The sequence below is a fragment of the Bradyrhizobium sp. JR4.1 genome (assembly GCF_040548605.1).
In the GTDB taxonomy this organism is placed as follows: domain Bacteria; phylum Pseudomonadota; class Alphaproteobacteria; order Rhizobiales; family Xanthobacteraceae; genus Bradyrhizobium; species Bradyrhizobium canariense.
The window spans coordinates 22,228-32,882 of record NZ_JBEPRY010000036.1 but is presented as its reverse complement, the minus strand read 5'-3'; the positions used below and the strand labels follow the sequence as shown (position 1 = coordinate 32,882).

The 10,655-nt window shown below is 64.6% G+C and carries 12 protein-coding genes; 8 read left to right on the top strand and 4 right to left on the bottom strand.

Annotated elements, in window-relative coordinates:
- Positions 1 to 60 precede the first annotated feature (60 nt).
- The gene (locus ABIB90_RS37960) at positions 61 to 1,179 is read left to right on the top strand and encodes a branched-chain amino acid ABC transporter substrate-binding protein (RefSeq protein WP_007602405.1); all 1,119 of its coding nucleotides are present in this window, start codon (positions 61 to 63) and stop codon (positions 1,177 to 1,179) included.
- 82 nt (positions 1,180 to 1,261) lie between these two features.
- Here ABIB90_RS37960 and ABIB90_RS37955 read toward each other — a convergent pair whose 3' ends face one another.
- Positions 1,262 to 1,648: a response regulator gene (locus ABIB90_RS37955; protein WP_354159071.1), complete on the bottom strand. Its 387-nt coding sequence runs from the start codon at positions 1,646 to 1,648 to the stop codon at positions 1,262 to 1,264.
- Between the two features lie 238 nt (positions 1,649 to 1,886).
- Between ABIB90_RS37955 and ABIB90_RS37950 the strand changes: the two genes are divergently transcribed.
- The 3 genes from ABIB90_RS37950 to ABIB90_RS37940 are packed head-to-tail and all read left to right on the top strand — an operon-like array spanning position 1,887 to position 6,014.
- Entirely contained in the window at positions 1,887 to 4,697 is a 2,811-nt protein-coding gene (locus ABIB90_RS37950) for a PAS domain S-box protein (RefSeq protein WP_354159073.1), read from the top strand.
- 58 nt (positions 4,698 to 4,755) lie between these two features.
- Complete coding sequence (locus tag ABIB90_RS37945; RefSeq protein ID WP_219684960.1) at positions 4,756 to 5,751, top strand: P1 family peptidase; 996 nt, start codon at positions 4,756 to 4,758, stop codon at positions 5,749 to 5,751.
- A gap of 50 nt (positions 5,752 to 5,801) precedes the next feature.
- Positions 5,802 to 6,014 (top strand): KTSC domain-containing protein, encoded by a 213-nt coding sequence (locus ABIB90_RS37940; protein WP_354202570.1) that lies wholly within the window; start codon positions 5,802 to 5,804, stop codon positions 6,012 to 6,014.
- Positions 6,015 to 6,026: 12 nt separating this feature from the next.
- Here ABIB90_RS37940 and ABIB90_RS37935 read toward each other — a convergent pair whose 3' ends face one another.
- Positions 6,027 to 6,821 carry an EF-hand domain-containing protein gene (locus ABIB90_RS37935; protein WP_354202569.1) on the bottom strand — a complete coding sequence of 265 codons (795 nt, stop codon included), beginning with the start codon at positions 6,819 to 6,821 and terminating at the stop codon, positions 6,027 to 6,029.
- Between the two features lie 250 nt (positions 6,822 to 7,071).
- Between ABIB90_RS37935 and rpe the strand changes: the two genes are divergently transcribed.
- The 4 genes from rpe to ABIB90_RS37915 all read left to right on the top strand — a co-directional run bounded on the left by rpe (position 7,072) and on the right by ABIB90_RS37915 (position 8,458).
- Positions 7,072 to 7,773: a ribulose-phosphate 3-epimerase gene (gene rpe, locus ABIB90_RS37930; protein WP_007602383.1), complete on the top strand. Its 702-nt coding sequence runs from the start codon at positions 7,072 to 7,074 to the stop codon at positions 7,771 to 7,773.
- Between the two features lie 150 nt (positions 7,774 to 7,923).
- Positions 7,924 to 8,064: a hypothetical protein gene (locus ABIB90_RS37925; protein WP_007602382.1), complete on the top strand. Its 141-nt coding sequence runs from the start codon at positions 7,924 to 7,926 to the stop codon at positions 8,062 to 8,064.
- Between the two features lie 4 nt (positions 8,065 to 8,068).
- Complete coding sequence (locus ABIB90_RS37920; RefSeq protein WP_354159078.1) at positions 8,069 to 8,245, top strand: hypothetical protein; 177 nt, start codon at positions 8,069 to 8,071, stop codon at positions 8,243 to 8,245.
- 21 nt (positions 8,246 to 8,266) lie between these two features.
- Complete coding sequence (locus ABIB90_RS37915; protein WP_007602380.1) at positions 8,267 to 8,458, top strand: hypothetical protein; 192 nt, start codon at positions 8,267 to 8,269, stop codon at positions 8,456 to 8,458.
- A 24-nt stretch (positions 8,459 to 8,482) separates the two neighbouring features.
- Here the strand turns inward: ABIB90_RS37915 and ABIB90_RS37910 are convergent, their stop codons facing one another.
- Both ABIB90_RS37910 and ABIB90_RS37905 read right to left on the bottom strand, forming a co-directional pair.
- The gene (locus ABIB90_RS37910; protein ID WP_354202568.1) at positions 8,483 to 9,907 is read right to left on the bottom strand and encodes a protein kinase domain-containing protein; all 1,425 of its coding nucleotides are present in this window, start codon (positions 9,905 to 9,907) and stop codon (positions 8,483 to 8,485) included.
- A 6-nt stretch (positions 9,908 to 9,913) separates the two neighbouring features.
- Complete coding sequence (locus ABIB90_RS37905; RefSeq protein ID WP_354128090.1) at positions 9,914 to 10,654, bottom strand: metallophosphoesterase family protein; 741 nt, start codon at positions 10,652 to 10,654, stop codon at positions 9,914 to 9,916.
- Position 10,655: the final 1 nt, after the last annotated feature.

The following is a 10,655-nucleotide window of genomic DNA, read 5'->3' as shown; positions in this document are numbered from 1 at the left end:
CGCCGGTTTGAACCGGGTATGCCCGGTAACTTCCACAGGCGACCACCCTCGAGGTATCTCATGAAATCACTGAAGCTCATCGGTCTGGCATTCGGCGCATCGATCGCGCTGTCGAGCGCAGCATTCGCGCAGGATGTCACCGTCGCAGTCGCAGGTCCGATGACCGGCGGCGAGTCCGCTTTCGGCCGCCAGATGAAGAACGGCGCCGAGATGGCCGTAGCCGACATCAACGCCGCCGGCGGTCTCAATGGCAAGAAGCTCGCGCTGTCCGTCGAGGACGACGCCTGCGATCCGAAGCAGGCGCGCTCGATCGCCGAGAAGATCGCCGGCGCGAAAATCCCCTTCGTGGCCGGGCATTATTGCTCGTCGTCGTCGATCCCGGCGTCGGAAGCCTATGCCGACGGCAACGTGCTCCAGATTACTCCCGCCTCCACCAATCCGAAGTTCACCGATAGCGGCCTGTGGAACGTGGCGCGCGTCTGCGGCCGCGACGACCAGCAGGGCCTGGTCGCCGCCCAGTACATCGCCAAGAACTACAAGGGCAAGAACATCGCCATCCTCAACGACAAGACCACCTACGGCAAGGGTCTTGCGGACGAGACCAAGAAGGCGCTCAACAAGGCGGGCGTCACCGAGAAGATGTACGAGTCCTACAATAAGGGCGACAAGGACTTCAACGCGATCGTCTCGCGACTGAAGCGCGACAACATCGATCTCGTCTATGTCGGGGGCTACCATCAGGAGAGCGGCCTAATCTTGCGCCAGATGCGCGACCAGGGCCTCAAGACCGTGCTGATGGCCGGCGACGCGCTCGCCGACAAGGAATACGCCTCCATCACCGGCCCGGCCGGCGAAGGCACGCTGTTCACCTTCGGCCCCGATCCGCGCAACAAGCCGACCGCGAAGAAGATCGTCGAGGCCTTTAAGGCCAAGAACATCGATCCCGAGGGCTACACGCTCTACACCTATGCGGCGATGCAGGTCTGGTCGCAGGCGGCCAAGAAGGCCGGCACCACAGATGCCAAGAAGGTCATGGCGGCCATCAAGGCCGGCAAGTGGGACACCGTGATCGGGCCGATCGAGTATGACGCCAAGGGCGACATCAAGCAGCTCGACTACGTCGTCTACAAATGGGACGCCAAGGGCGGCTACGCCGCGATCAGCGGCAACGGCACCTAAGCACGGTTGCCGGGGCCTGAAGGCCTCATCAAATCATCATCGCGCCCCGGCTTGCCCCGGGGCGTTTCTTCCTGCGTCAGGATCAGACGGCTGCGGGCAGCGCGCCGTCCGCCGCGACTTGGGCCTTCCTTAGCGCTTGAAGAAGATCGTTCGGCCGAAACGGCTTTTGCAGGCAGACCACGTTGGCAAGGTGAGGCGATTGTTCCATGAAATCCAGCGCCGTCATCCCCGACACGGCAACGACCGGGAGGGTCGGTGCAAGCTCGCGCAGGGTCGCGATGACCTCGACGCCGCTGGTATCGCCGAGGAAAATGTCCACGATTGCCGCATCGAAGCGGGCCTCGGTGAAGGCTTTTACCCCGGCTGCGCCGCTATCGGCCTCAACGACGTCGTAACGGTTGACGCGCAGCACGATCGCGACCATCGCCCGGACGTCCTTCTGGTCGTCGATGATGAGAACGCGGGGCATAGGAACAACTCCCGGATCGTGAAATCAAAATGCTGATTCAAACCTGGAACCCGTAGCAGCGGGAGAGCATTATAGCACCGTCCAGTAAAGCGCATCTTACCCGATCCCCCGTGCGCGTTCCCCCTAAAATTAAGTAAGCTGTAACCTTCGGTTGAGTCGCGGTGGGTTTTGTCATGATGCGTGCCCAGAACCCGCTACCATGGACGGAAACTGATTAAGCCAAATGAGATTGGCAAAAATGCTCAAGACCGATCTGCGAGAGCTGCACGTGTCCGCGCCGACCGATCGGAACACATTCCTTTCGACGCTGCCGGCCACCCCGAAAGACCGCACCGCAGCATTGACGATCGTGGGCGTCTCCTCGATCCTGTTCGCAATGGCCGTGCCCTTCGCAGGTATCCCGCTGCTGCCTGTGCCAGCCTTCGTCGCGAGCTATCAATCCGCTCTCGTCGTCGCGGACATCGTGACGGCGGTCCTGCTGTTGTCGCAGTTTGCGGTGCTCAGGACCCGCGCGCTGCTCGTGCTCGCGGCCGGCTATCTGTTCACCGCCGCCGCGGCCGTGGTCCACGCCCTCACCTTCCCCGGACTCTTTTCGCCGACCGGGTTGCTGGGGGCCAACCAGCAGACCACGGTCTGGCTCTACATGATCTGGCACGGCGGCTTCCCACTCTGTGTGCTGGCCTATGCCTGGCTGAAGGAGGCCGAGGGCGGCGCCAGGATCGCGGGCTCGGCAAGCAAGGCGATCTACGCCAGCGTGGTCGGCGTCGTCGCGGTCATGATCGTCTTGACCTGGGCCGTCACTGCCCAGCACGACCTGCTTCCGGTCCTGCTGCGCGATGGCCGTTACACGCAGATCATGATCGGCGTGGTGTCCTTTGTCTGGTCCTTGAGCTTCGCCGCGCTGGTCTCGCTGTGGTTCCGCCGTCCGCATTCGGTCATCGATGTATGGCTCATGGTGGTGATGTGCGCATGGCTGTTCGACATCGCGCTGTCGGCGATCGTCAACGTCGCGCGCTTCGATCTCGGCTTCTACGCCGGTCGTGTCTACGGCCTTTGCGCGGCGACCTTCGTGCTTGCGGTGCTCCTGATCGAAAATGTCCGCCTCCAGGCGCACACGCTGGGCCTCGTCGGCAGGCTGCGCCAGCAGTCGGCATTGGATCGCGACTACTACGGCAAGCGCCTTGCCCTGTACGGCGCCGTCGTCGAATCCGCCAATGATGCCATCATCACGAAGACGCTCGACGGCGTCATCACGGGCTGGAACAAGGCCGCCGAACATCTGTTCGGCTATGCCGCCGCGGAGGCCATCGGGCAGCCCATCGACATCATCGTGCCGGAGGACCGCAAGGCCGAGGTCAGGGGTATCCTGAACCGGGTCGGCGGCAACGAAACGATCGCCCAGCACGAGACGGTCCGCATCCGCAAGGACGGCCGGCGCGTCGATGTCGTCCTCAATGTTTCTCCGCTCAAAACAGCCAGCGGAGAGATCATCGGCGCCTCCAAGATCGCCCACGACATCACGGAAGAGAAGCAGGCACGAGAAAAACTGCGCCGCGAGGTCGAGGAGCGGGAGCGGATCTTCGAGACCTCACAGGACCTGATCCTGGTCACCGACGGTTTTGGCAATTTCATCCAGGTCAGCCCGAGCGTGAAGACCATTCTCGGCTTGAATCCGGAAGACATGATCGGGCACAGCGCCACCGAGTTCATTCATCCCGATGACCTCCAGAAGACGCGCGACGAGATGCGCGCGGCGCGGCGTGGCGCGGTCAAGCGCAGCTTCGAGGCACGCTACTACCATTACGACGGTCACGAGGTCACGCTGAACTGGATGGGCACCTGGTCCGAGCCGGTCAAGCGCCATTTCTTCATCGGCCGCGACCTCACCGAGAAGCAGGCAGCCGAGGCGCAGTTCAGGCACGTCCAGAAGATGGATTCCATCGGTCAACTGACCGGCGGTGTCGCGCACGACTTCAACAATGTGCTGACCGTCATCACCGGCACCATCGGCATTTTGGCGGACGCCGTCGCTGACCGTCCCGAACTCGCCGCCATCACCAAGCTGATCGACGACGCCGCCGAGCGCGGCGCGCAACTGACCAAGCATCTGCTCGCCTTCGCCCGCAAGCAGCCGCTCCAGCCGCGCGAAATCGACGTCAACGCATTGACGCTCGAGGCCGCAAAGCTGCTGCATCCCACGCTCGGCGAGCAGATCACCATCATGCCGCAGCTCACCGAGGATGCGTGGCCGGCACTGATCGACCCCGGCCAGCTTTCCACCGCGATCCTCAATCTCGCGCTGAACGCGCGCGATGCCATGCCCGACGGCGGCACGCTGGTGCTGGAGACCCGCAACATCTTCCTCGACGACGGCTATGCCAGCATGAATCCCGACGTGGTGGCCGGCAATTACGTCATGATCGCCGTCAGCGATACCGGCTCCGGAATCCCGCCGGAGTTGATGGACCGGGTGTTCGATCCCTTCTTCACCACGAAGGAGGTCGGCAAGGGCACCGGCCTCGGGCTCAGCATGGTGTTCGGCTTCGTCAAGCAGTCCGGCGGACACATCAAGATCTACAGCGAGGAAGGCCACGGCACGAGCGTGAAGATCTACCTGCCGCGCTCGAGCGGCGTGCAGGAGACCGATTTCGAGGCGCTCCAGAACGCACCCGTCACCGGCGGCCGCGAAAAGATCCTGATCGTCGAGGACGACGCGCTGGTACGGCAATATGTCGTGACTCAGATCAAGAGCCTCGGCTATACCGCCCTCGAAGCCGCCAACGCGGCCGAGGCCCTCGTCATCATCGACGCCGACAAGAACATCGACCTGCTGTTCACGGACGTCATCATGCCCGGCAACATGAACGGCCGCCAGCTCGCCGACGAGGCGGCTCGCCGCCGCCCCGATTTGAAGACGCTGTTCACCTCGGGCTACACCGAGAACGCTATCGTCCATCACGGGCGGCTCGATTCCGGCGTGCTGCTGCTGGCGAAGCCCTACCGCAAGTCCGAACTCGCCAAGATGCTGCGGACCGCGCTCGCGGGTTGAGCCTGCGGCATCCCTGCGATATCGCTGAAGCGAGCACCTTTCAGCCTTCGGAGCCGCCTTGAAAAACCTTCTCACCGATATCGCCGGCGTCCGCGTCGGCCATGCCGAGGATGCGAAAATCGCCACTGGCACGACCGCAATCATCTTCGACGCCCCCGCGGTTGCGGCCATCGATGTTCGCGGCGGCGGACCCGGCACGCGCGAAGACGCGTTGCTCGACCTCGCCAGCACCGTCGATCGCGTTGACGCGATTGCGCTGTCCGGCGGCTCCGCCTTTGGAATCGACGCCGGCGGCGGCATCCAGGCCTGGCTCGCCGAACAAGGCCGCGGCCTTCGGATTCGCGAAGCGGTGATTCCGATCGTGCCGGGCGCGATCGTTTTCGACCTGCTCAACGGTGGCAACAAGGCTTGGGGACGCTTCGCGCCCTATCGCGATCTCGGCTACGCCGCAGCGTTGGCAGCCAGCGACGATTTCGCACTGGGCAGCGTCGGCGCCGGCCTTGGAGCCACCACCGCAATCTTCAAGGGCGGACTGGGGTCGGCCTCCGCGGTCCTGGCCAATGGTATCAAGGTCGCAGCGATCATGGTCGTCAACGCGGTCGGCAGCACAACCGTTGGCGAAGGGCCTTGGTTCTGGGCTGCGCCGTTCGAGGAGAACGGCGAGTTCGGCGGGCGCGGTCTGCCGTCCGCGTTCACGCCGGACATGCTGGCGATGCGCATCAAGGGCGGACCCGCCGCGAGCGCGCGTGAGAACACCACGATCGGCCTCGTCGTTACCGATGCCATGCTGACCAAGGCCCAGGCCAAGCGGCTTGCGATGATCGCGCATACCGGGTTCGCCCGTGCGATTTATCCGGTGCATGCTCCAACCGATGGCGACGTGCTGTTCGCCGCCGCAACGGGCGAGAAGCCGATCGAGCCGCTGGTTGGCCTCACCGAGCTCGGAACCGTCGCCGCCAACGTGGTCGCACGCGCGATCGCTCGCGGCGTCTATAATGCGACGGCCCTGCCGTTTGCCGGCGCACTGCCGGCGTGGAAGGATCGGTTCGGCTAGAAACGAAATGGCGGAAACGGCGTTACCCCGAGGGAACGAGGCGCACCGCCATGCCGTCTTCCGTGATCCGGTTTTTCCGCTATGCGCCCGCGACGCGCGAACTGAAAGTGACTTTCGTCAGCGGACGCCTCTATGTCTACGAGGACGTCCCGCCCGAGGTCGCCGCCGCATTCAAGGCCGCGCGCTCAAAGGGTACCTTCTTCAATCAAGAGATCCGCGATCGGTATGTCTACCGTGACATCACTCACGAATATGCGGGCTAGCCGTGAGCAGGGTTACACGCTCATCGACATCGATGAACCTGCAGTCGCTGAGGCGCCTTGTCCCTGCCCGCCCTGCCGCTGCATCAACTGCGCGAACAGATCGTACGCCGAATTACGAGAGCTGGAGGCGCCCGGGACCGTCGTCGACATCTTGAAGCCGTCGGCGTAGGTGACGGTGGTGGTGGTCGATCCGTCGGCGCCGGTCGTCGAGGTCGAGGTCGAGCCGCCCTTGGCCTGCGAGGAGGAATCCGAGCCGCTGCCGGACGCATCGCCCGCACCTTGCGCGTGATGGTGGCCGCGATGGCCGCTCTTCAGCGCCTTCGACATCTCATCGAGGCTGACGCTGCCGTCCGTGTTCGAATCCAGCTTCGAGAAAACGTCGTCGGCCTGCGCGAGGTTGGTGCCGCCGGCACCGAGCGCATTCTCGAATTCCGATTTGGTGATCTTGCCGTCGCCATCGCCATCGATCTGCGAGAACAGATCCTTCAGGGCGGCGTCGCGGCGCGTCGAGGACGAGGACGTCGAACTCGACGAGGTCGAGCCGGCAGTGCTGCTCGTACTGTCCGAGGATTGGCTCTGCGCGGCGAACAGCGCGTTCATCGTCTCCGGCGAGATCTGCGGGGTTTTGCCCGCATTGACCGATGAGGTCGCGCCGGTCGTGCTGTTGCTGCCGCTGTCGATCGCGAACGGATTGGTCGCAGGCTTTTGCGAGGACCCCGTCTTCTGCGTCGACGTGGACGATTTTGAATTTGTCAGCGACTGGATCGCGTCGAGCGCGCTCGATACGGCCCCAAGAGCGAACAACATTGCACAACTCCAACCGATGCGGCATGCCGCGGCCAATGTTCTGTTCAGGTGAAGTCAGCAAGCGCCGTGCCAGCGCAAAAAGCTCAATGAAATCCGCTTTCACCGCACTTTGCACGGCCGGGAACACCGGCAATTCATGCCGGGCGCGGCAGAAATTTCCGCCCACAGGAAGCACGCCGCCCCTGCATTGCCCGGCTGAGAGGCCCATGTTAGGCGAGTCCATCTTTCACGGCCGCCACGGGAAACCGCCATGACCCAAGCCTTCGCTCCCCGCCCCCTGGCAATCGCGCCCTCGATCCTGGCTTCGGATTTCTCCAGGCTCGGCGAGGAGGTGCGCGCCGTGGACGCCGCCGGAGCCGACTGGATCCATCTCGACGTCATGGACGGGCACTTCGTTCCCAACATCTCGTATGGCCCCGACGTCATCAAGGCGATGCGTCCGCACACCAAGAAGATCTTCGACGCGCATCTGATGATCTCGCCCTGCGACCCCTATCTCGAGGCCTTCGCGAAAGCCGGCTGCGACCACATCACCGTGCATGCCGAGGCCGGTCCTCATCTGCACCGCTCGCTTCAGGCGATCCGCGCACTCGGCAAGAAGGCCGGCGTTTCGCTCAATCCGGGCACGCCGATCAGCGCACTCGAATACGTCCTGGACCTGGTCGACCTCGTGCTGGTGATGTCGGTCAATCCCGGCTTCGGCGGCCAGGCCTTCATCCCCTCCGCGATCGGCAAGATCCGCGACATCCGCGCAATGACAGCGGGCCGCCCGATCGACATCGAGGTCGATGGCGGCGTCGGCGCCGACGTCGCAGGTCCCCTGGCCGCGGCCGGGGCCAACGCCTTCGTCGCCGGCACGTCCGTGTTCAGGGGCGGCACGCAGGACGCCTACAAGACCAACATCGCCGCGATCCGCAACGCCGCCGCGGCTGCACGCGGCGAGGCGATCTGAGGGCCCGCTCGGCTCCGCAGACGTGCGGCTTCTACGGGTGCTGCGGCGCGCAATGCCTAAATTTGCAACCTTGATCCGTACTCCTCCGGGCTTCCCTGATTCGCGCAAATCACCGCTAGTGATTCTTGCCTGTTTTCGCGGGAGCACATCATGACGACGACCCTGGTTTGGACTGGCGTGGCGTTGTGGCTTGGTTTTTGTGCGTTTGTTGTGTTTGGTCCATCGGCCGGACCGGTGAAGGTCTCGGCTCGCTCGACCCGCATCGCTCGTCGCGACTGGTATCGGGCCTGACCCCATGCAGATCGAGTTCGTGAAGCGTCAGCCGAAGCGCCGGTGCCGCATCCCGCGGCGCCCGCATCCCGACCTCGATTTTTTCTTCGGTCGGCTCGAACGCACCGAAGGCGAGATGCGCGACGACACCGGGCCCGAGACGGGCCTGGATCACCCGCTCCGGTCACCGCGCCGGCAATGAATTCTTTTCTGGACCAAGCTCATGAAGCCGCATTGCCCGAACTGCCTGAAGGAAATGACCAAGGCATCCGCGTCGCGTAATCTGTTCAACTGCGAGCCCTGCCGCGAGATCATCCAGTTCTTCGGCGGCAGCGCGGATCACGGCGAGCCCGGCCCGCAATTCTCCTGGCCGATCCGTCGTAAGCGCTCCGTCCACACCGCTCACGCGGCCTGAACCTCCACGATCCAGAGCGCGGCCCTATCCGACCTCCTCGCCCGCATCCGCAGCCATTCGCGGCGGCCGGACCACGGTGACGGTGCAGGCCGCTTCCGAGGCCACCTTGGCCGAGACGCTGCCGAGCAGCGTGCGCCGGAACGAGCCCTGCCGCGCGCCGATGATGACGTGGTCGACGTGGTTGACCTCGCAAAACTCCAGGATGGCCGCCGCGGGATCGACGGCTTCCAGTACGTGAGCCGACAGCCGGCTCTCATCCAGCTTGAGCGGAGTGGCCCAGTGCCTGAGCGCCACCAACCGGTCGATATGCTTGTTGGAGCCCTGCTCATCCAGCGTCCTGTCGATCGCGATGCGGTTGAGCTTCAGCACGTTGAGACATGCGAGCCGCGCCGACGGCAGCGTGGCGAGAATGCGTTCCGTCGTCATGCGCAGAGCCTCGTTCAACTCCGGCTCGCCTTCCGCCGTATCGAGCGCGACCGCAACGATCGGGCTCGATGCGATTTGGGCTGCGACATCCGATTTCGCGCGGGGCGCCATGCCCCCCTGGTTGAACCGGCGGCGCCATGCGACGCTGAGCGGATCGCGCTTCATTCGCTCCGAGCGCATCGTGAGCCTGATTTGGTCCGGATGGGTCAGATCGAAGGCGAGCTGCGACGCCGTCGGATAGCGCCGCACCGGCTCGATCTCGAGGCACCGCAGCGCCACCTCCTGGAGCCAGGGCGGATAGTCGGCGCGAAGCGAGCGCGGCGGGTGCGGATCGCGCCATAGCCGGCGCCGCATCGCACGCAGCGTCTCGCCCTCGCCGAACGGCCGCTCGCCGGTCGTGAAGAAATAGAGCAGCACGCCCAGCGAGAACAGATCGCTGCGCGGATCGTCGCGCACCCCCGACAGCCGTTCCGGCGCCATATAGGGCGCGGTGCCGTAAGGAAGGCGGAATTCCTCCTGCAACAGGTCCGGCAGATGGTTGTGATGCGACAGGCCATAGTCGATCAGCACCGCCTCGCCGCTCTCGCGGAACATGATGCTGCTCGGCTTGATGTCGTGATGGATCACGTTCTGCCGGTGCAAATCCGCGAGCCCCGTCGCGATCCTGGCGACGAGCTGCCGCGCCTCGTCATACGGCAGCGGCAGGTCGGGCAACCGCTTGTAAAGCGTGGTCCCGGAGATGCGCTCGATCACGACATAGGCCTGGTGGGCGAAATCGCCGGTGCCGAAACATGAGGGCACGTGCGGCCCGGCCAGCCGCGGCAGGATCATCATCTCCATCTCGAAGGAGACGATCGCGGCAGGGTCCTCGCCCTCCGACACCCGCGGAATTTTCATCAGCAGCGGCACGTCGAGGCCGGGACGGGTGACGGTCCACAGCGTCGCCATTCCGCCGGCATGGACGCATTCGCCGATCGTGTAGCCGTCGATCGCTGCGCCTGATTTGACGAGGGGTTTCGGCATCGGCCTCTAGCGCCCCTGCGACAGCCGGTCGGCGAGCCAATGCGGCAGGCCGTTCTCACGGATCCGGTTCGCGGCCGTCTCGACGTCGTAGGGCGCGCGGCAATAGGTGATCTGGCACGAGACCGTGTCGAACAGCGCGAAAGCCGCGGATGGATCGCTATCGCGCGGCTGGCCGACCGAGCCGAGCACAGCAAGCCATTGCCGCCCGCGCAGCAGCGGTACGGAGACGTCGGTCTTGGGCACGAGTCCCGACATCTTCGCCGTCACCGACATCGAATAGATCGCCGGGCGGTGGATGTGGCCGCAGAAGGTGACATGAGCCGGCGTCGCGATCAGGCTTTTGGCGGCGTCGGCGGTCGATCGGACATAGTGCCAGCTTCGGGGGCTGGAGGCTTCCGAATGCACGAACAGACGATCGCCGTCCTCCACCAGCATCGGCAATTCCGCCAGGAACCGCCGCTGCGCGGTGTCGAGCCGGCCGCGCGTCCATTCGATCGCGATTTGCGCCTCGGCATTCATGGTCTCGGCGGAGGAATTCACCGCCTGGTCATGATTGCCGCGCACGGCGACGGCGCCCTGGGCAACCAGCTCCATCGCGGTATCCACCACCCATTCCGGATCGGCGCCATAGCCGACGAAGTCGCCAAGCAAGATAAAGCGCTCGGCGCCACGCGCCCGCGCGACCTTCAGGCACGCCTCGAACGCCTGCCGGTTGCCGTGAATATCCGAGAAGACAGCGAGAAGCACG

Coding starts and splice junctions, on each gene's coding strand:
- ABIB90_RS37960 (WP_007602405.1), top strand. CDS start 61: ATGAAATCACTGAAGCTCATCGGTCTGGCATTCGGCGCATCGATCGCG.
- ABIB90_RS37955 (WP_354159071.1), bottom strand. CDS start 1,648: ATGCCCCGCGTTCTCATCATCGACGACCAGAAGGACGTCCGGGCGATG.
- ABIB90_RS37950 (WP_354159073.1), top strand. CDS start 1,887: ATGCTCAAGACCGATCTGCGAGAGCTGCACGTGTCCGCGCCGACCGAT.
- ABIB90_RS37940 (WP_354202570.1), top strand. CDS start 5,802: ATGCCGTCTTCCGTGATCCGGTTTTTCCGCTATGCGCCCGCGACGCGC.
- ABIB90_RS37935 (WP_354202569.1), bottom strand. CDS start 6,821: ATGTTGTTCGCTCTTGGGGCCGTATCGAGCGCGCTCGACGCGATCCAG.
- rpe (WP_007602383.1), top strand. CDS start 7,072: ATGACCCAAGCCTTCGCTCCCCGCCCCCTGGCAATCGCGCCCTCGATC.
- ABIB90_RS37925 (WP_007602382.1), top strand. CDS start 7,924: ATGACGACGACCCTGGTTTGGACTGGCGTGGCGTTGTGGCTTGGTTTT.
- ABIB90_RS37920 (WP_354159078.1), top strand. CDS start 8,069: ATGCAGATCGAGTTCGTGAAGCGTCAGCCGAAGCGCCGGTGCCGCATC.
- ABIB90_RS37915 (WP_007602380.1), top strand. CDS start 8,267: ATGAAGCCGCATTGCCCGAACTGCCTGAAGGAAATGACCAAGGCATCC.
- ABIB90_RS37910 (WP_354202568.1), bottom strand. CDS start 9,907: ATGCCGAAACCCCTCGTCAAATCAGGCGCAGCGATCGACGGCTACACG.